The sequence below is a fragment of the Pseudomonas sp. TE3644 genome (assembly GCF_056278815.1).
Window position 1 is genome coordinate 4318735 of the sequence record NZ_JBWBQF010000001.1, and the last position, 20431, is coordinate 4339165.

The following is a 20431-nucleotide window of genomic DNA, read 5'->3' on the forward strand; positions in this document are numbered from 1 at the left end:
CCGGCCAGCGCCGCCTGGCGGCAGCGGCTACAACGGAGGCTCCATGCGCCATATCGCCTGTCTGATCTACCCCGAGGTCATGAGCCTGGACGTCACCGGCCCGATGCAGGTGTTCGCCTCGGCCAACGAGGAATTGGCGCGTCTGGGCCTGCCGCCCGCCTACGCCCTGCATCTGCTGGGTGAGACGGCAGGCCCTGTGCCCACCAGTGCCGGGTTCAGCCTGTACGCTGAACAGGCTTACGCCAGCGTCGATGCAACGACCCTGGACACCCTGCTGATCCCCGGCGGCCGCGGCGAAGCGGCGCAGATGGCCAACCTGCCGCTGCTCAACTGGCTCAAATCCGTCGAGCCTGCATTACCCCGCCTGGGCTCGGTGTGCTCCGGCGCCCTCATCCTGGCCCAGGCCGGCCTGCTCAACGGCCACTGCGCCACCACCCACTGGGCCGACGTGCCGGCGCTCAAGGCCTTCCCGGACATCGACGTACAGGGCGAACGCCTGCATACCTACAGCCCGCAAACTCGTCGGCGCTTCACCTGCGCCGGCGTGACCGCCGGCATCGACCTGGCGCTGGCCCTGGTGGAGGACGATCTGGGGCGCCCCGTGGCTCTCGCCGTGGCACGGCGGCTGGTGATGTTCCTCAAGCGGCCCGGCGATCAGGCGCAGTTCAGCACTCACCTGGCGCCCGAAGCGGCCCGGGCGCCACGGCTGACGGCGTTGCTGGAATGGATACCCGCTCATCTGGGGCAGGATTTGTCACTGCAGGCCCTGGCCGACCGAGCGTGCATGGCGCCGCGCACCTTGAGCCGGGTGTTCATGGCGGAACTGGGGACTACGCCGGCGCGTTATGTGGAACAGGTGCGGCTGGAGTCGGCGCGGGCGCTGTTGCAGGGTGGGCAGGTGTCGGTGCAGAGCACGGCGAGGTTGTGTGGTTTCGGGCATACGGAAAGCTTGCGGCGCAGCTTTCACAAGGCGCTGGGGGTAAGTCCACAGGATTATGCCGAGCGCTTCGGCTGACCTGTAGCCGCTGCCGCCAGGCTGCGCTGGCCGGCATGAACCCTGGAGATCTTCAGCGAGGCATAGGGCCAGCGCAGCCTGCGGCAGCGGCTACAGACATAAAAAAACGGCGCTCACGGGGCGCCGTTTTTCGTTTCGCAGCGTACGCCTTAGTAGTAGGCGTTTTCTTTCTGCGAGTGGTCGGTCACGTCGCGCACGCCCTTGAGCTCCGGAATACGCTCAAGCAAGGTGCGCTCGATGCCTTCGCGCAAGGTCACGTCCGCCTGGCCGCAACCCTGGCAACCGCCACCGAACTGCAGCACGGCGATGCCGTCCTCGACCACTTCGATCAGCGTCACCTGGCCGCCATGGCTGGCCAGGCCGGGGTTGATCTCGGTCTGCAGGTAGTAGTTGATACGCTCGTTGATCGGGCTGTCTTCATTGACCATCGGCACCTTGGCGTTTGGCGCCTTGATGGTCAGCTGGCCGCCCATGCGATCGGTGGCGTAGTCCACCACTGCATCTTCCAGGAACGGCACGCTGACTGCGTCCAGCCAGGCCGTGAAGCTTTTCAGGCCAATGGCCGAATCTTCAGGCTTCTCTTCGCCCGGCTTGCAATAGGCAATGCAGGTCTCGGCGTAGGTGGTGCCCGGCTGGGTAATGAAAATGCGAATGCCGATACCCGGGGTGTTCTGCTTTTCCAGCAGATCGGCCAGGTAATCGTGTGCCGCGTCGGTAATCGTTATGGCGCTCATGTAAGTTCCTCACAGACTTGCCGGCAGTTTACGCCAAACCGGGCGCGGCACAAAGTCCCAGTATTTTTGTCAGGTTATGGGGCGGTGCTTCACGGGCGCCAATCGCGCCTCGGCCCAGCCCTTCATGCGCCGGTACAAACGGGTCTCGATCCACACATAACTGGCCCACGACATCAGCGCGATCACCGGTACGCAAACGGCAAACACCAGGTACGGATTGATGTTCAGGCGCTCGCTGGCGAACCAGCCGGCGTACAGCACCAGTACATGGATCAGGTACACCGAGTACGAGCAGTCACCCAGGGTCTTGAGCAGGCGATTGCCCTTGAACCACGGCTCCATGGCCACGCAGGCCAGCACGATCAGGGCACTGGGCACGCCCCAGTTAAGCAGTCGGTCACTGGCCGGCAGGTTGTAGATGGCCACCAGGCTGGCAGCGACGACCACCAGCGGCACCCACAACGCCTGGACGATCCAGCCACGGCGATAGGCCCAACCAATGCCGATGCCCAGCAGGAATTCATAGATGATGTTGTTGGCGTAAAAGCGGCTCAGCACACCGTAGTGACTGACCATCTCACACACCGCAAACAGCGCCAGGCCTACGACTAAAGGACGATGCCGCTTGGGCACCACGAACACCAGCGAGAACATCAAATAGAAGAACATTTCATAGTTCAGCGTCCAGCCCACGTTCAAGGTGGGGTACAGACCATAACCGCCGGGGTTTTCCGAAGGGATGAACAGCAGTGACAGAATGAAGTGCGGCAGGTCCACCACCTGGTGCGGCATCTGCTGGCCGACGGCGACAATCATCAGCCCCATCAACAGGGTGTAGAACCAATAAGCGGGGACAATGCGGATGGCGCGGTTAAGCAGGAAGCGCCCGGCGGGCATGTCCTTGTCCTGGGTGGAGAGGTAGATCACCAGGCCGCTGATGACGAAGAAAATGTCCACGCCTACAGCGCCTCGATCAACGAAGAATTGGCCGATGGGGCCGCTGGCATGGAAGTCGAAAAAGATCTGCATGAAGTGATGGCAGACAACCGTCCAGGCTGCCAGTGCCCGGAGGGCTTGAAGCGAAATCAGCATGTGTACCGCCTTTTTTGGAACCTGACCGTGCGCACTTTCGGTGCACTCTCACAGGGTCGGACTTCAAAAAAGGGGCAAAGGTCAGGCGGATTGACGGGCGGTCTCCGCCATCCTCGTAGCAGCGGCGTCGTCTGCATCGCGGCCAAGGCCGGCTCCTACCACGGACGGCGTAGGAGCCGGCCTTGGCCGCGATGCAGACGACGCGGTTTAACGACGTTACAGATTCTCGTAGCGGTTCATGTCCAACACCCCCGCCTCCTGCGGATCGGTTTCCTGGATATACCGGGTCAAATCATGGAAGAAATCCCAGAACTGCGGATTGGTGCGCCGCACGCCCCAACGCTCGACAATCTTCTCAAAGCTGGCCTGATCCTTGGACTGCTGCATGGCATCGACAAACTGCGGCACTTCATCGGCCGGCACGTTGAACATGAAGTTGGGGTAGCTGCTCAGCACCCCCGGCCACAGCGTCAGGCTGTCCAACCCCGGTATGTAGCGGTAGGCCTCACCCAGCAAAAACGCCACGTTGGTGTGCGCGCGGTTGCGCAGCAGGCTGTAGACCATGCGCCCGCTTTTGCCCTGGACGCGCAGCATGGTGGCTTCGGGCATGTGCTCGATCACCTTCAGGCCCGCCTGCGGGCGCGACACCAGGCGGCTCAGGGATTGCTCGACGTTCTTGAACTCCTCGCTGATGCCGCTACGCGAACAGTAGGCCCCGGTGCAGCGGTTGATCGGGTCCGGGCTGGCGTTCAAGGTGCCCGCGCGCTGTATCAGCTTGAGGCCGAAATCGCGCTTGGGGTCGTGCTCGCTGAGCTGCATGGCGCTGGGCGTGCTGGTGTCGATCTTCTGGTAATCGAGCCACATCTTCACCTTGCCGCTGTTCTGGTACCAGCTGTCCAGCAGCTTGCCGCGCTTGTCGGCCGGCATCAGGCGCAGGAAGTTGATCTCTGCACCATTGCGGATCAGGTCGAAGTACAAACGTGTCTGCGCCTGGTGCGCGACGTTGCCGTATACGTCGAAGTTCACCGCCAGCTGGTAATAGGTGCGCTCCAGCAGCGGGTAGTCGAACAACCACATGGTGGTCGGCACATCACCGATCAGGCCCTTGGTTACCGAGGCGCTGTCAAAGTGACGGAAGATGCTCAGCAGCGCGTTGTCGTTGCCCGCCCACAGCGTCGCCCAGCTGGGCGGCGGCATGTCGGCGTAGGCATCACGGCGCAGGTCTTCATAGGCGTTGCGCTTGTCGCGGTAGGCCAGCCACAGCGACAGGATGCTGCCGACGTTGTCGTCCTGGCCGGGCATTTCCAGCAACGGCGTGGCCTTGGCACGGTAGGCGGCATCGGTGATGTAGCGGTCGTGGGCCGGTTCCTGGAACAGCGCCCAGAAGTGGTCGCGGATCACGTCGGTAGCGATCTGGCCACGGCACACCGGGCCGCGGATGAAGGTGCGCACGAAGTACTCGGCGTTATCCAGCATGAACTGGTAACGGGCCACGGCCGGGATGGCCTGGAAGGTCTCGAACGGGTTGGCGCGGTGGCGCGGGCCGTAGCCGGGCAGCGAGGTGGCATGCCAGTCACCGCTGTAGAACAGCTGCTTGACCCGCGCCAGCTTGGCCGGCCCCATGGGGTAGGTGATGTGGGTCTTGTGCACGATCACGCCCTGCACCGCCATCAGGCGGTAATAGAACACCGCGCCTGGGTCATCGTCGGGGCGGCGGGTGGCGATCAGGTCGATCGGCTGGCCGCTGGGCGTGCGCGAACGCACCCACTGGAAGAAGTGCCCCGGCTCGCCGCCGACGAAATAGACGTGCGCCAGGAACAGGTGTTCGTACAGCCAGCGCCCCACCAGCGCCTCGGTTGAACCGGGACGGTTGAGCAGCGCTTCCCATTCGGCGATCTGCGCAGCCTCCTTGGGGCTGGCCTTGACGGCCTGCTGGTCCACTGGCGCGCCGGCGGCGATCCAGCGCTGCACGGTGGCGTACTGGGCGTCGGTGAGGCCGGTCACGCCCAGGGGCATGCCTTCGTGCACATGGGCCGCGGCGTAGGCGTCGAACTCGCCCGGCATCGGGCACATGTTGGTGCGGTTCAGGCCCAGCATGATGTTGTCGGGCAGCTTGGAGTTGGGCGGCAACGGGTTGTTGTGCCCCAGCTCCAGCATGCGCGCCATCAGCGCAGCCTGGCTGCCCTGGGCATCCAGCACCGAGTAGAAGCCCTTGCGGCGCCAGGCTTCTTCGCCCTGGGCGTCGTAGAAAATCCGCGACGGCGCCACCGCCGTGCTGCGGTCGCCCTGGTACACCGGCACCTTGCTGGCGCCACGGGTGGCCCCTTCGGCGCTGCCCAGGTTGAGCTGGCAGGCGGCGTCGTTGCAGGCGTGGCAGGCCACGCACTTCTCGGTGAGGATGGGCTGGATGTCACGGGTATACGAAATCGCCGGGCTGGCGATGGGGTCTTGCGCGTAGGCAGTCAGGCAGGCAAACAAGATGACTGCGGCGGCAAGGAGGCGATGCACCATGTGGCGGTGTCCTGATTGTGAATTGGATCTGGCAAATCAATGAACTCTGGGGCAATTCTACCTATCGGAACGCCCGTTCAACATGAATGAAATTCATGTAAATCACAGAAGCGTTTAAAAGCGCGCAGGTTTGTTATTATTTCCCGTCTTCTATATTCGCATTCTTTTCGTTTTTGTCCTGACAGGTAGCCCTATGTCTGACCGCAGCGCTCGTCTCCAAGCACTTCAGCAAGCCCTCAAAGAGCGCATCCTGATTCTCGATGGCGGCATGGGCACTATGATCCAAAGCTACCGCCTGGAGGAATCCGACTATCGTGGCACGCGCTTCGCCGACTGGCCCAGCGACGTCAAGGGCAACAACGACCTGCTGCTGCTCAGCCGCCCGGACGTGATCGCCGCCATCGAGAAGGCCTACCTGGACGCCGGCGCCGACATCCTGGAAACCAACACCTTCAACGCCACCCAGGTGTCCCAGGCCGACTACGGCATGGAATCGCTGGTGTATGAGCTGAACGTGGAAGGCGCGCGCATCGCCCGTGAAGTGGCCGACGCCAAAACCCTGGAAACCCCGCACAAGCCGCGCTTCGTGGCCGGCGTGCTGGGCCCTACCAGCCGCACCTGCTCCATTTCCCCGGACGTGAATGACCCCGGCTATCGCAACGTCACGTTCGACGAGCTGGTGGAAAACTACACCGAGGCCACCGAAGGCCTGATCGAGGGCGGCGCCGACCTGATCCTGATCGAGACCATCTTCGACACCCTCAACGCCAAGGCGGCCATTTTCGCCGTGCAGGGCGTGTTCGAGAAAATCGGCTTTGAACTGCCGATCATGATCTCGGGCACCATCACCGACGCCTCGGGCCGTACCCTGTCGGGCCAGACCACCGAAGCCTTCTGGAACTCGGTGCGCCACGCTAACCCGATCTCGGTGGGCCTCAACTGCGCCCTGGGCGCCAAGGACCTGCGTCCGTACCTGGAAGAGCTGTCGACCAAGGCCGGCACCCACGTGTCCGCGCACCCCAACGCCGGCCTGCCCAACGCCTTCGGTGAATACGACGAAACGCCGGCGGAAATGGCCGTGGTGGTCGAAGAGTTCGCCGCCAGCGGCTTCCTGAACATCATCGGCGGTTGCTGCGGCACCACCCCGGGCCACATCCAGGCCATCGCCGAGGCCGTGGCCAAGCACAAGCCGCGCGCCATTCCGGACATCCCGCGGGCCTGCCGCCTGTCGGGCCTGGAGCCGTTCACCATCGATCGCAGCTCGCTGTTCGTCAACGTCGGCGAGCGCACCAACATCACCGGCTCGGCCAAGTTCGCCCGCCTGATCCGCGAAGAGAACTACACCGAAGCGCTGGAAGTGGCCCTGCAACAAGTTGAAGCCGGCGCCCAGGTGATCGACATCAACATGGACGAGGGCATGCTGGACTCGAAGAAGGCCATGGTCACCTTCCTCAACATGATCGCCGGCGAGCCGGACATCTCCCGCGTGCCGATCATGATCGACTCCTCCAAGTGGGAAGTGATCGAAGCGGGCCTCAAGTGCATCCAGGGCAAGGGCATCGTCAACTCCATCAGCATGAAGGAAGGCGTGGATGCCTTCATTCATCACGCCAAACTGTGCAAGCGCTACGGCGCCGCGGTGGTGGTGATGGCCTTCGACGAAGCCGGCCAGGCCGACACCGAAGCGCGCAAGAAAGAGATCTGCAAACGCAGCTACGACATCCTGGTGGACGTGGTGGGCTTCCCGCCGGAAGACATCATCTTCGACCCGAACATCTTCGCGGTGGCCACCGGCATCGAGGAGCACAACAACTATGCCGTCGACTTCATCAACGCCTGTGCCTTCATTCGTGACGAGCTGCCCTATGCCCTGAGCAGCGGCGGCGTGTCCAACGTGTCGTTCTCGTTCCGTGGCAACAACCCGGTGCGCGAGGCGATTCACTCGGTGTTCCTGCTGTACGCGATCCGCAATGGCCTGACCATGGGTATCGTCAACGCCGGCCAGCTGGAAATCTACGACCAGATCCCGCAGGAGCTGCGCGACGCCGTGGAAGACGTGGTGCTCAACCGCACCCCGGAAGGCACCGATGCGCTGCTGGCCATCGCCGACAAGTACAAGGGCGACGGCAGCGTCAAGGAAGCCGAGACCGAAGAATGGCGCACCTGGGACGTCAACAAGCGTCTGGAACACGCGCTGGTCAAGGGCATCACCACCCACATCGTCGAAGACACCGAGCTGTCGCGCCAGTCGTTCAAGCGCCCTATCGAGGTGATCGAAGGCCCGCTGATGTCGGGCATGAACATCGTCGGCGACCTGTTCGGCTCGGGCAAGATGTTCCTGCCCCAGGTGGTCAAGTCGGCGCGGGTGATGAAACAGGCCGTTGCGCACCTGATCCCCTTCATCGAAGCCGAAAAGGGCGACAAGCCCGAAGCCAAGGGCAAGATCCTGATGGCCACGGTGAAGGGCGACGTGCACGACATCGGCAAGAACATCGTTGGCGTGGTGCTGGGTTGCAACGGCTATGACATCGTCGACCTGGGCGTGATGGTGCCGGCAGAGCGCATTCTGCAGGTGGCCAAGGAAGAGAAGTGCGACATCATCGGCCTGTCCGGGCTGATCACCCCGTCGCTGGACGAAATGGTCCACGTGGCCCGCGAGATGCAGCGCCAGGGCTTCCACCTGCCGCTGATGATCGGTGGTGCCACCACCTCCAAGGCGCACACGGCGGTGAAGATCGAGCCCAAGTACAGTAACGATGCCGTGGTTTACGTCACCGACGCCTCGCGCGCCGTGGGCGTGGCCACCCAGTTGCTGTCCAAGGAACTCAAGCCCGGCTTCGTCGAGCGCACCCGCCTGGACTACGTGGACGTGCGCGAGCGCACCGCCAACCGCAGCGCCCGCACCGAGCGTCTGAGCTACGAGCAGGCGATCGCGGCCAAGGCCAGCTTCGACTGGGCGAACTACCAGCCGGCCAAGCCGACCTTCACCGGTGCCAAGGTGCTGGATGACATCGACCTGAACGTGCTGGCCGAGTACATCGACTGGACGCCGTTCTTCATCTCCTGGGACCTGGCCGGCAAGTTCCCGCGCATCCTCACCGACGAAGTGGTGGGCGAAGCGGCGACGGCCCTGTACGAGGACGCCAAGGTCATGCTGCGCAAACTGATCGACGAGAAACTGATCAGCGCCCGCGCGGTGTTCGGCTTCTGGCCCGCCAACCAGGTGGACCACGACGACATCGAAGTGTACGCCGACGACGGTCGTGCCCTGGCGCGCCTGCACCACCTGCGCCAGCAGACCATCAAGCCCGACGGCAAGCCGAACTTCAGCCTGGCTGACTTCGTGGCACCGAAGGACAGCGGCGTCACCGACTACGTGGGTGGTTTCATCACCACCGCCGGCATCGGTGCCGAGGAAGTGGCCAAGGCCTACCAGGACAAGGGTGACGACTACAACTCGATCATGGTCAAGGCCCTGGCCGACCGCCTGGCCGAGGCCTGCGCCGAGTGGCTGCACCAGCAGGTGCGTAAAGAGCACTGGGGTTACGCCAAGGACGAGGCGCTGGACAACGAAGCGCTGATCAAGGAGCAGTACAAGGGCATCCGCCCTGCCCCCGGCTACCCGGCCTGCCCTGACCACACCGAGAAAGGCATGCTGTTCGAACTGCTGGACCACAACGGCCAGAGCGGCGTGACCCTGACCGAGCACTTCGCCATGTTCCCGGCGGCCGCCGTCAGTGGATGGTACTTCGCCCACCCGCAGGCGCAATACTTTGCCGTGGGCAAGGTGGACAAGGACCAGGTGCAGGCCTACAGCGCCCGCAAGCGCCAGGACCTGACCATCAGCGAACGCTGGCTGTCGCCTAACCTGGGCTACGACGCGTAACCACGCTTCTGGGCTATGTGGGATATGCACTGTGGGAGCGGGCTCTGCCCGCGAAGAAGGCGCCGCGCTGTTTCAGGTACTTCGCGGCGTTCTTTTCGCGGGTAGAACCCGCTCCCACGGGTTGCGCAATACCATGGAATCTCCCACAGCGTTCAGCCCAACAAACAGTAGCTGCTACGCTTGGGCATATCCGTCCGGAAATGCCCGTCATGGCCGACACCAAACCCCCTACCCTCTGGCAGATGCTGCACAGCATCGTTGCCGCCGCCTTCGGCGTGCAAAGCCAGAAAAATCGCGAGCGTGACTTCACCCACGGCAAGCCGCTGCACTTTGTGGTGCTGGGGATTGTGTGCACCGCACTATTTGCACTGGCGTTGTTCGGCCTGGTGAAACTGGTGGTGTACATCGCCACGTAGCCGCTGCCGCAGGCTGCGCTGGCCCTTGAGTTCACTGAAGATCTCCAGTGCAGGCACGGGCCAGCGCAGCCTGCGGCAGCGGCTACAGGGGTATCCGGTTTATTGGTGGCTGACCCAGAATACAGCGGCAGAAACAACAAGAATAATCAAAAACAGAATCGCCCAGGCATCGACACTGCTATCAGGTTTGCGGCTTTTCACGGGGTTGCTCATGGTGCGTTCGCCTCTTTATGATTTTTATCAGGACGCACTGGCAGTAAAGTCCAGCCTTGCCCCCACGGCAAGTAAGGACTTGAGACTAAAGTACTAAGGTTAGTACTTTTAGTTCTTTCCTTATATTCAAACATCACTTTTGCGCATAACCCGAAACTGGTATCTTTCGTCGGCTCCGCTGGGAGTGCGCGGCCGTGCGCGCAGATTTGCTGTAAGCAGCCTGAGAACAGGACACCTATGTACGTTTACGACGAGTACGATCAACGGATCATCGAGGACCGCGTCAAGCAGTTCCGTGACCAGACCCGACGCTACCTGGCCGGGGAGCTCAGCGAAGAAGAGTTCCGCCCGCTGCGCCTGCAAAATGGCCTCTACATCCAACGCTTCGCGCCGATGCTGCGGGTTGCCGTGCCTTATGGCCAGCTGACCTCGCGCCAGACGCGGATGATGGCCAAGATCGCCCGCGACTACGACAAGGGCTATGCCCACATCAGTACTCGCCAGAACGTGCAGTTCAATTGGCCGGCGGTAGAAGACATCCCCGACATTCTGGCTGAACTGGCCACCGTGCAGATGCACGCCATCCAGACCAGCGGCAACTGCCTGCGCAACGTCACCACCGACCAGTTCGCCGGCGTGGCCGCGGACGAAGTCATCGACCCGCGCCCCTGGTGCGAGATCGTGCGTCAGTGGACCACCTTCCACCCCGAGTTCGCTTACCTGCCGCGCAAGTTCAAGATCGCCGTCAACGGCGCTGCCAGCGACCGCGCCGCCATCGAAGTGCACGACATTGGCCTGGAGCCGGTGCACAACGCAGCCGGCGAGCTGGGCTTCCGCGTGCTGGTGGGTGGCGGCCTGGGCCGTACCCCGGTGGTGGGTTCGTTCATCAACGAATTCCTGCCGTGGCAAGACCTGCTCAGCTACCTGGACGCCATACTGCGTGTGTACAACCGCTATGGCCGCCGGGACAACAAGTACAAGGCGCGCATCAAGATCCTGGTCAAGGCCCTCACCCCCGAGGTGTTTGCCCAGAAGGTCGACGCCGAAATGGAACACCTGCGCGGCGGCAGCACCACACTGACCGAAGCCGAACTGCAGCGCGTGGCCAAGCACTTCGTCGACCCCGAATACAAGGCCCTGCCTGACTTCGCCGCCGAACTGACCGCCCTGGACGCCGAGCACCCAGGCTTTGCCCGCTGGCGCACCCGCAACACCCTGGCCCACAAGAAGCCGGGCTACGTGGCCGTCACCCTGTCGCTGAAACCGACCGGCGTGGCCCCGGGCGACCTGACCGACAAGCAACTGGACGCCGTCGCCGACCTGGCCGACCGCTACAGCTTCGGCCAGCTGCGCACTTCCCACGAGCAGAACATCATCCTGGCCGACGTGGAGCAGAGCCGTCTGCACGCGCTGTGGCTGGAACTGCGCGAAGGCGGCTTCGCCACCCCGAACATCGGCCTGCTGACCGACATCATCTGCTGCCCGGGTGGTGATTTCTGCTCGCTGGCCAACGCCAAGTCGATCCCGATCGCCGAATCCATCCAGCGCCGTTTCGACGACCTGGACTACCTGTTCGACATCGGCGAGCTGGACCTGAACATCTCCGGTTGCATGAACGCCTGTGGTCACCACCACGTGGGCCACATCGGCATCCTGGGCGTGGACAAGAAAGGCGAAGAGTTCTACCAGGTGTCCCTGGGTGGCAGCGCCAGCCGCGACGCCAGCCTGGGCAAGATCCTGGGCCCTTCGTTCGCCCAGGACGCCATGCCCGACGTGATCAGCAAGCTGATCGACGTCTACGTCGAACAACGCACTGAAGATGAACGTTTCATCGACACCTACCAGCGCATCGGTATCGATCTGTTCAAGGAACGCGTCTATGCAGCGAATCATTAAGAACAACGCCGTCGTCGACGAAACCTGGCACCTGCTGCCCAAGGACGCGACGCTGGACGGCATCAGCAACTGCGACGACCTGATCGTGCCGCTGGCCCTGTGGCGCGAGCACGGCCACGCCCTGCAAGCCCGCGACGGCGGCCTGGGCGTGTGGCTGGACAGCGACGAGGAAGCCGAGGAAATCGGTGAAGACGTCGACAAGTTCCAGGTCATCGCGCTGAACTTCCCGGCCTTCACCGACGGGCGCAACTACTCCAACGCGCGCCTGCTGCGTGATCGCTACAAGTTCACCGGCGAGCTGCGCGCCATTGGCGACGTGCTGCGCGACCAGCTGTTCTACCTGGCCCGCTGCGGTTTCGACGCCTTCGCCCTGCGCGCCGACAAGGACCCGTACGAGGCGCTGGACAGCCTGAAAGACTTCTCGGTGACCTACCAGGCCGCCACTGACGAACCGCTGCCGCTGTTCCGTCGTCGTTGATCGACAGCCCCCTTGCGCCCGTCCGGGCGAAAGGGGGTTGCGTCACGCTGGCCCGGCCAGCACCTTCTGCGTCATCTGCTGCAAGAACCCCGTGGTTGCCTGTTCCAAGGCCGCCTGCAAGCGCCTGCGCGCCTGTTGGCGCTGCCGTGGGCCCAAGCTGCGACCCGGCACCAGGGCCAGGGTGGGCGCCTGGTCATCGGCGAGGATCTGCGCCAGTACGGCGCCCGTCACTTCCGGCACCTGGGCCAGGTCGAAAGGCTCGCGGCCGGTGGCAACCAGGTAAGCCAGGCCGGCACGCCAGGGCGCCTGCACCTTGGCCAACGCCTGCGGCCACCGTCGCGCCAGGCATTCGCGCCAGGCCGGCTGTGCCAGCAGCCAGGCCACCAGCGAGGTACCCGCCGGTACGCTGCGCTGCGCCTGCGCAACCACGCCAGCCAAGCCATCAGCCTCCGACAGCCCGGCACGATAGACCTGCACATACCCTTCGCACTGTGCCAGCCAACCGTACAGCAAGGGGCCGTCCTCCAGCGCCACACGGGCCAGCCCCAGGACAACGTCGCGCAAATGCTGCTGGCCGCTGCCCTCCTCGTCCGGCAGGCAGCAGGCCGTGATCAGTTCGGCGATGCGCCGACGGTGGCCCGCCGGGTCGCGCCGATACACGGCGGTGGCACTTAAACGGTCCAAGGCAACCAGCAGGTCATCGGTCACGGCCTGGTCATTGAACTGCTCAAACCCCTCGCGCAGGACCGCATCCAACCCCTCGCTCCAGTCACTGAAGGCCAGTACCAGCCGCTGCGAGGCAGCGTCCCGGGTTTCATAGCGAACCAGGCCAGGGACCGGTTCGATCCCCACCTGCGCCAAGCGCTGCCGTGCCAGTGCGCTCAACCACGAGGCCGAAATTTCCAGGCGCTGGGGGCCAAACTCGCTGTCACCCCGGAAGAATGCCAGCCCCTGCAAGGACGGCACGTCCACCAAAGCGTTGTCGCTCAGGGACACCCAGCGCAGCGCTGACCCGGCCATCAGCGCCGACAGCCCTGCCGGCCACTGCGTCAAGCCGCACTCGGACAGATCCAGGTGCCGTACCTGCGACAACGCAGCCACATCGACGGCTGCCAGGGGATTGCCCGCCATGGAAAAGCTGCGCAGCGACGACACGCGCCCCAGCCCATCCAGTGCCCCGGCGGTCAGCACAATGTCGTTGTCTTCCAGGCTCAGCTCCTCCAACTGCCCCAGCCGGGCCAACTGAGCAAACCCATCGGCATCCAGGGCGCACTCACAGCCGTTGAGCCGCAGTTCGGTCAACGACGACAGCTGCGCCAAGGCTTGCAAGGCCGCCGCGCTCAAGCGCAGGGGGTTGTGACTGAGAATCAATGCGTCCAGTTGCACCAAGCCGATCAGGGGATCAAACAGCGTGTCACGGCCGCGCAAATGGTTGTGCCGGACCACCAGCCGGCTCAGCGAAGGCATGCGGGCAATGGCGTGCGGCAGCGCACTGAGTAGGTTTTCCTGCAGGTCCAGGCTATGCAGGCCAGTGAAGGCACGCAGAAAGCCGGACGGGTCGAGGAACAGCCCCAGACGGCGCAGGCTCAAGTGGCTGACGTGGGCAAAGTCGGCCGCAAGCTCCGGCAATTCGCCCACCGTGCGGTCGCTGAGGTTGAGCTGGTAGCGGGGCGCGGCCTCGTCCGCCTCGGGGATCATCAGGGTTTCACGGCGCCAGGCCGCCAGGATATCGTCGGCTGCTGCCCTGCGCTGCCGGGGCTGTACCACAACCACTTCGCCATGGCGGTCGCGGGCGGCGCCTTCGTCCTCGACCCAAGCCTGCAGAGTGGCCTGCAGATGGGCGTATTCGGCCTCCAGGCGCTCCAGTGCCGCCAGCGGCTCGGCACCCAGGCCAGCTTGCAGGGCGCGAACACGCGGCTCGTCCATCAGCGGGTACAACCGCCGCAGGCGCTGACGCACCTGGGCGCGGAACAGCCCGATGTGTGCCGGCGCCTGCCCGCTCAGGTCATAACCCACCGCACCACCGGGCTGTCGCGCAGGGGGCCGCAGCCAGGCGGGCGCCCGGCGCTGGCCGATGGCACGCGCCGCCAGCCCGCGATCGGCCAGCAGCCGCTCGAACACCCGTTCGCGCAGCCACAGGGCGTCATCCAGATCCAGCTCCACCCACTGCGCGGGGCTGAGCGCGTGCACCAGGATCTGCGCCAGGTCGATGCTGTCATGCTCAGGGCGCCCAGCATGGGCCAACAGGCGGTAGCCAGCCACGGTGCGCACCACCACGGCCGACGCGCCGGCGTCATCGGGCCCGACACGGGCCAGCTCCCTGCCGCCCTCGTCCGCCTCGCGCAATACCAGGCTGAACTCGGCAGGCCAGCCTGGCAGGCGTGCGGCGCCTGCCAATAGCAAGCGATCGGCTGCCAGCCGCCGCGCCGCCGGCAAATACAAGTCGGTATAGGCACGGTTCAGTTGCACCTCACGCAAGGCCAGCCGCGCTTGCTCGGCCAGGCGCAACGCCACCCGCCCTGCGGCCAATCGCTCGCGCTCGGCATCATTGGCCTGGGCGGCGATGCGCTCGGCCAGGGGCGCGGGCAAGTCCGGAAAGTCACGCACCAGCACCGCCGCCTCCGCATCCGTGGTGGCAGGCCGCTGGCGCAGCCGGGCGAAGGTGGCCGGCCAGTCCCGGGCCGGCTGCTGGCGGGCGACACGCGCCGCCCGCACATCGTCCAGCACCTCCAGCAGTTCGGGCGGCAAGGGCTGTTGCGTGGCATTGGCGCGCTGCAACTGGGCGTCGGTGACACCGCTGAGCTGCTGCAGGTGCGCGAACGCCACACTGTCAAAATCCGCCATGGGCGATAAGCTGTCCATGCTCATGCCCTCCCTGCAGTGGCGTGTGCCTGGTCCAAGGCCCACTGCCGCAGCAATGCGTGGCGCGCCTGGGCCTTGGCGGTCTTCATCCAGTTGAACACCTCCAACACCACGCCTTCCGGCAACTCCACATGTTGCGCCGCCCCTGCCGCATTGCGCCAGCCGATGGGCTGCGCGGTACTGGCGGTGAACGCCTCCAGCCGCAGCAGGGCAGCCAACTGGCGCTCGCCCTGCAGCTCGAATTCGCTGTCAGGGTCAGTGGCGTCGGTGAACAGATTCAGCACGTCATCCCATTGCTGGTCCAGCTGCGCGAATGCCTCGTGGTGTACCCGCTGGCCGTAATTCTCCCAATAGGGTTGTTGCGCCAGGTAGTCGGCAAAGCGCTGGGGCGTGTCTTCAGTGATCACCTGGGTGCCGACCCGCTCGGCAACCTGCTGGCTGACTGCCGCGCCATACAGGCGGCCGGGTTGCGGGCGCAGGTTCAGCCGCTGTTCCAGCTGCTCGCGCAGCCACAAGCGAATTTCCACTTCATCGGGCTGGTGTTGCAGTAACTGCGCATCGTCGATGGCGTCCAGCGGGTCAAGCTCGGGCAATGGGCTGGCAGCCAGCAGCAGGCTTTCGAAACGCCGCTCGCGCGCGGCTGAAATCGAGCGGGCGCGCTCGTCCACCAGCGCCTGGCGGAACAGTTGGCGGGCCAGCCGGGTCAAAGGCGCCAGCATCGCCTCGCCGCCCTCCAGGGCCAGGGACGCAGCCTGCCAGGCCAGCACCGTGGTTTCCAGCTCATCCAGCGTGGTGATGACCCCGTCGCCGCAGGTCTCAGCCACCAGCGCGGCCTGGGCGAACAGCTGTTGACGCAGATCGTCGACACCCAGCCCATCGCCCGAACCGACGTCGACGGGCGGCACGGCCGCTTCCAGCAAGGCCCACATGCGCGCCTGGAACGCTTGGGGATTGCGCTGAAAGTCGCGGGTACGGTGCATCTGGTCCAGTATCCGGTAGAAGCTTTCGGCCTCGGGGTTCAAGCGGTCGGCCGCTACCCGTTCGCGCAGGGTTTGCGGGGCATCTGCCAGCCAATCCGTGTCCAGCACGGGCGCAGGCGCAGGTGGCAGGTGCACGGTGACGCCGGCGCGGCGCAGGCGGTTGCGGCTGGCCATGGACAGCGGGTTGCCGTCCAGGATCAGGTCCATGGGGCCGTTGAATTCACGCAAGGCCTCGTCCGGCAGTTCGCCGATGTCGGTGATGTCGTTTTCCCCCAGATTGACGCGCGCCAGATGGCGCGGACGCTGCAGCAGTAGGGCGTCGAGGCCCGGGGGCATCTCGCTGATATCGGTGGTCCACAGCCCCAGCACCTGCAACTGCCGGAAGTTGCTGACATCGGGCGGGTCCAGCAGCACATTTTCGCTCATGTCCAGGGCGCGCAGGTTGACCAGTCGGCTCAGCGCCTCGCGGCGCCGTATGGAAAAGCTCATCCAGGTGCGGCGCATGCGCAGGGTCTCCAGGGACGTGAGGTCGCCCAGTACATCGAACGCGCCGTCCTCCAGGGTAATCGCGTTGTTGGACAGGCTCAGCAGGCGCAGCTCGGGCAGCTGGCGTAGCGGCGCCAACGCCTGGGGCGTCAGTTCGGTACTGCGCGGTTGATCGCCTACCATCAGGGTGCGCAGCGAGTGGTTGAGGATCAGCTCGCGCAGGGGGCGGGTTTCACCTGGCACCACCAGCGGCTGCAGCAGCGTGTCAGTGACGGCCAGCTGATTGCCCTGCAGGTTGAGTACCCGCAGTTGGCGCATATGGCCGATGGCCGGGGGGATGGCCTCCAGCTGGTTGGCGTCCAGGCCCAATTGGGTGAGGTTGGGGAACTGGCGCAGAAAGTGCGAGGGGTCGTCACGCAAGCCGACATTTCGCAGGGCCAGCACCTCCACATGGCTGAAGTCGGCGGTGATCACCGGCAGCTCGCCCAGGCGCAGGTCATCCACGATCACCCGACGGGTACCTCGACGCCAGGCGTGCACCAGGCGGTTGCGCAGCTGGGCTCGGTGGTCCACCTCATCCAGCGGGGCGCGCAGCGACCATTCGCGCAAGGTGCGTTCCAGCACCTGATATTCCTGCTGCAGACCGCGCAAGGCCAGGTCGAAGTTGGCATTGCGGCTGCGCACCCAGTCCATCAGCGCGGGCAACTCGGCGTCGGTGACCCCGGGGAACAGGCTGCGTACGCGCCAGCGCTGGGTAAAACTGGGGCCGCCGCGCCCACTGAGCGGATAGCCGATGCGCTCCCCCAGCCGCCACGGCGGGTTGAACCAGGGTTGCAGCCGCCGCTGCCCCAGCACCAGGCCCGCGCGGTCGCGGTCCTGCAGGGCCAGGCCCCAGACTTCGCGGCGCAATTGGCGACCGCTGCGGCCCGTGATAGCCATGGCAGCCCGCGCCGAATCTGGCAGCGCCCGGTGCAAGGCGGTGAACAGGTTGCCCGGGGCGGCAAGGGATTGTTCGTGGGCGTCGAACGGCTGGTAGCGGCCATCGCGCCGCACCACTACTTTTATGTCGGCGGCACCGCTCGGCCCAGCGGCAGCCACAGGCTGGCCACCCAGCTCAGCCACCAATTCAATTCGCAGGTCCGCCGGCCAACCCGGCAAGTGTTCCAGCAGGCCGAAGGCCAGCAGGTCGCGATCAGGCGAGGCCCGCTGCACATTGATCAGCCCTTCCATGGCCTGACCCAGGCGCAGGTCACGCAATTGCCAGCGCGCCGCTTCGGCCAGACGCGTGGGCACCCGCCCCTCGCCCAGGCGCTGGAGCTCGGTGGCCGTGGCACTGGCGGCCAGTTCGTTGGCCATGCTGGCGGGCAGCCCGGGGAAGTCCCTTTGCAGGGGTTGCGCCAACGGTTTCAGCGCTGGCGTATCACGGGCCACCAGCGCGGCAGCGATTTCATCACGGGCCCGGGCAGCCTGTTCGGCCAGGGCTTCGGACAACGCCGTGACCTGGGCCTCCCAGGCGCTGCCGACGTTGTCGGCAAACAGCCCGGCGCGCTGGCTGGGGGTCAGTTGGCGCAGCACGGTATCGGCCGGGTGCGGCGTAATCCCGGGTACGCGCTTGAGCGTCACGTACACGTCACCCTCTGCCGGATCCTGATAGTGCACCAGGCGACCGTCCTCAAGCTCCATGCGCACCCCGACCTCGCGCGGCCAGCGCTGCAGCCGCGTCAGCAGCGGCGCGGCATAGTCGCCACCTGCGCCCAGCGGCTGCTGGCCGTTCAAGCGCTCGATCAACTGGTCAACCTGGCGCTGGCTGCGGAACCGGATCAGCGCCTGCTCCAGCACACCGGGCATGCCCTGGCGGTCCAGGTGCAACGCGCGCAGGCGCTGTTCGGACACCCCGCAACTTTCGCGCAGGCGCATCAGCTCGCTGTCGGTCAGGCCATCGGTCAGTGGCCCGAAGCGCCGCAACAACGCCGCGCCCTCCCACGCCTGCGGCTGCTCCAGCCCATGCTGCCAGGCACCCGCGCCATTGTGCTGCAGCACGGGCCGGTATTGCCCTGCCAGACGCGGGTGCTCAACCGTCCACTCTCCGGTCACCGGGTCCTGGGCTTGCCGGTACAGGCGGTCATCGACCACCACATGGTACTTGCCATCGAGCTCATGCTGCCCCAATGCGTTGGGCTGGGCGTGCTCGGGCAGGCTCAGGTCGCTGGCGTATGGACTCAGGTCCGGATGAATCAGCCGCGTGCGACCGGCCGCATCGGTAACCGGCACCAGGTTCTCGACAAAGGGCGAGCGCGCCAGGGCCACGCCCCCCGCCACGCCGGCCACCACCATGGCCAGGTTCTGCGCCACGCTGCCGAAATGGGCCAAGGCCTCCTCGGTCTGGCCATGCTTCCAGTCATCCACGCCAATGCACAGGTCCTTGACCAGCTGCACCGCCCCCACTACGGCCATCATCTCGCCCACGCCCGGCACCACGAACGCCGCCAGGTTCAGCGCCCCCAGGCCCAGGGTCTCCCACCAGGCCAGGCGCTGTTCGCGGGCCAGGTCGTCCTGGCGAGCGGTGGGTACCACGGCGATGGCCGCATTGCTCTGGATCATCACGGTGTACATCTTGTGCATCAACCGGGTCAGGTCGATGGCGTAGGCGCGCACCCGCAGGCCGATGTCGGCGTCGGGGTCGGGTACCGGTGGCCTGGTGTATTGCAGTGGCCAGGAGGCCGGCGTCGGCGCCAAGGTATTGTTCAGACGCTCGAAGAACGCCGGGGCGTCTTCGTGCTCCACGAAGCGAGCGAAGAAGGTCTGATACCGTCGATCGCGCAGCCGCTCGCGCAATGAATCGGCGAAGTCCTGTCTGCTGTCGTACTCGTGCAAGGGAAAGTCGGGGTCACCCGGCAGGTAAACCAGGCATTTGCCCGGGTCGACGCCATTGGGGCGTTTGCGGGTGATCAGGACCGGGCCCAGCAGCATCACCGCGCCGCCGAAGGCAGTCTGCAATAGCTGCACGGCCTGCAGGTCAACCGGCTCGCCGTCCCATAGCGGCTGGTTGCCCACCTCGCGCGGCTGGGTGATCTGCAACACCAGGTCCAGGGCGCTGGCGGTGATATGGCCCTTGATGCGCGCCGTCACGGCGTCCACTTCCAGACGGTCACGCAGGTGCAGTTTCACCGCGACGCGGCTTTTCTGCGGGCTGATGTCGATGCCCGGCGCCTTGTGGCGGCCGATACCCAGCACGCTGGCCAGGTGTTGCTGGTAGCGCTGGCCCAGGTCCAGGGTACGGCACAGGCAGGCGAACACGTGCGGTTCCAGGGGCACGACCTTGGAGGCGGGGTATTTGTAGCGCAGGCTGAGGTCATCATTGACATCGAAGGTGAACACCCCCACCGGCAGTATCACCGAGCCGCGCTCGAAGCCATCGGCCATGGCCTCGCCGGGGGCGAAGTTCTGCATGGCCGCCTCAAGCAGCGTCTGCTGGTGGGGCCGCAGGCGGGTTTGCAGCAGGTCACCGGTGCGTACCATGCGCACCAGCTCATGGCGATTGACGTCCAGTTTCAGGTGCGGGTACAGACGATCCAGTTCGGCCTGCAACAAGGGCGCGCAGAAGGCGGCGGGGCCTTGCAGGCGGGCGGTCACCGCCAGGGCATCGGTGCTTGAGCGCAGGCTCAGCACCGAGCTGGCGAAGTAGTGCTGGCGCAGGTTGTTCGGCGCCCTGATCAACCAGGCGGGCATGGCCGCCTCGATCAGGCTGCGGTAAGGGGTGTGTTCAGCAAGGGGCATGGCGATAGGCTCCATCTGCCAGAGGCCCGCCGAGGCTCGGCGGGCGGGATGGCAGTGAAACCGTTCACCGGCAGGCGCCTGGCAT

General features: G+C 65.2%; 10 protein-coding genes. 5 read left to right on the forward strand and 5 right to left on the reverse strand.

The genetic code is table 11. The features are described 5' to 3' along the window. Positions 1–43: 43 nt before the first annotated feature. A complete protein-coding gene (locus tag ACZ9GA_RS18955) occupies positions 44–1015 on the forward strand; it encodes a GlxA family transcriptional regulator (protein ID WP_457361245.1) in 972 nt (323 codons plus the stop codon). A gap of 149 nt (positions 1016–1164) precedes the next feature. Here the strand turns inward: ACZ9GA_RS18955 and nfuA are convergent, their stop codons facing one another. From nfuA to ACZ9GA_RS18970, 3 genes are all read right to left on the reverse strand, one after another. Beyond that, positions 1165–1749, reverse strand: a complete 585-nt coding sequence (nfuA, locus tag ACZ9GA_RS18960) for a Fe-S biogenesis protein NfuA (RefSeq protein WP_455925318.1) — start codon at positions 1747–1749, stop codon at positions 1165–1167. Positions 1750–1818: 69 nt separating this feature from the next. After that, a complete protein-coding gene (locus tag ACZ9GA_RS18965; RefSeq protein WP_457361244.1) occupies positions 1819–2841 on the reverse strand; it encodes an acyltransferase family protein in 1023 nt (340 codons plus the stop codon). Positions 2842–3057: 216 nt separating this feature from the next. Beyond that, entirely contained in the window at positions 3058–5352 is a 2295-nt protein-coding gene (locus tag ACZ9GA_RS18970) for a fatty acid cis/trans isomerase (protein ID WP_457361243.1), read from the reverse strand. A 193-nt stretch (positions 5353–5545) separates the two neighbouring features. Between ACZ9GA_RS18970 and metH the strand changes: the two genes are divergently transcribed. The 4 genes from metH (at position 5546) to ACZ9GA_RS18990 (ending at position 12241) form a co-directional block, all read left to right on the forward strand. Continuing rightward, positions 5546–9238: a methionine synthase gene (gene metH, locus ACZ9GA_RS18975; RefSeq protein WP_457361242.1), complete on the forward strand. Its 3693-nt coding sequence runs from the start codon at positions 5546–5548 to the stop codon at positions 9236–9238. Between the two features lie 209 nt (positions 9239–9447). After that, the gene (locus tag ACZ9GA_RS18980) at positions 9448–9654 is read left to right on the forward strand and encodes a DUF2970 domain-containing protein (protein ID WP_457361241.1); all 207 of its coding nucleotides are present in this window, start codon (positions 9448–9450) and stop codon (positions 9652–9654) included. A gap of 450 nt (positions 9655–10104) precedes the next feature. Then, positions 10105–11763: a nitrite/sulfite reductase gene (locus tag ACZ9GA_RS18985; RefSeq protein WP_457361240.1), complete on the forward strand. Its 1659-nt coding sequence runs from the start codon at positions 10105–10107 to the stop codon at positions 11761–11763. Continuing rightward, the gene (locus ACZ9GA_RS18990; protein WP_457361239.1) at positions 11747–12241 is read left to right on the forward strand and encodes a DUF934 domain-containing protein; all 495 of its coding nucleotides are present in this window, start codon (positions 11747–11749) and stop codon (positions 12239–12241) included. Before ACZ9GA_RS18985 ends, ACZ9GA_RS18990 begins: the two co-directional genes overlap by 17 nt. Before the next feature lie 42 nt (positions 12242–12283). On the opposite strand, the gene ACZ9GA_RS18995 is transcribed toward ACZ9GA_RS18990, so the two are convergent. Both ACZ9GA_RS18995 and ACZ9GA_RS19000 read right to left on the reverse strand, forming a co-directional pair. Further along, the gene (locus ACZ9GA_RS18995) at positions 12284–15103 is read right to left on the reverse strand and encodes a leucine-rich repeat domain-containing protein (RefSeq protein ID WP_457361238.1); all 2820 of its coding nucleotides are present in this window, start codon (positions 15101–15103) and stop codon (positions 12284–12286) included. Between the two features lie 2 nt (positions 15104–15105). Continuing rightward, positions 15106–20346 carry a dermonecrotic toxin domain-containing protein gene (locus tag ACZ9GA_RS19000; protein WP_457361237.1) on the reverse strand — a complete coding sequence of 1747 codons (5241 nt, stop codon included), beginning with the start codon at positions 20344–20346 and terminating at the stop codon, positions 15106–15108. Between the last annotated feature and the right edge of the window lie 85 nt (positions 20347–20431).

Coding starts and splice junctions, on each gene's coding strand:
- ACZ9GA_RS18955 (WP_457361245.1), top strand. CDS start 44: ATGCGCCATATCGCCTGTCTGATCTACCCCGAGGTCATGAGCCTGGAC.
- nfuA (WP_455925318.1), bottom strand. CDS start 1,749: ATGAGCGCCATAACGATTACCGACGCGGCACACGATTACCTGGCCGAT.
- ACZ9GA_RS18965 (WP_457361244.1), bottom strand. CDS start 2,841: ATGCTGATTTCGCTTCAAGCCCTCCGGGCACTGGCAGCCTGGACGGTT.
- ACZ9GA_RS18970 (WP_457361243.1), bottom strand. CDS start 5,352: ATGGTGCATCGCCTCCTTGCCGCCGCAGTCATCTTGTTTGCCTGCCTG.
- metH (WP_457361242.1), top strand. CDS start 5,546: ATGTCTGACCGCAGCGCTCGTCTCCAAGCACTTCAGCAAGCCCTCAAA.
- ACZ9GA_RS18980 (WP_457361241.1), top strand. CDS start 9,448: ATGGCCGACACCAAACCCCCTACCCTCTGGCAGATGCTGCACAGCATC.
- ACZ9GA_RS18985 (WP_457361240.1), top strand. CDS start 10,105: ATGTACGTTTACGACGAGTACGATCAACGGATCATCGAGGACCGCGTC.
- ACZ9GA_RS18990 (WP_457361239.1), top strand. CDS start 11,747: ATGCAGCGAATCATTAAGAACAACGCCGTCGTCGACGAAACCTGGCAC.
- ACZ9GA_RS18995 (WP_457361238.1), bottom strand. CDS start 15,103: ATGGACAGCTTATCGCCCATGGCGGATTTTGACAGTGTGGCGTTCGCG.
- ACZ9GA_RS19000 (WP_457361237.1), bottom strand. CDS start 20,346: ATGCCCCTTGCTGAACACACCCCTTACCGCAGCCTGATCGAGGCGGCC.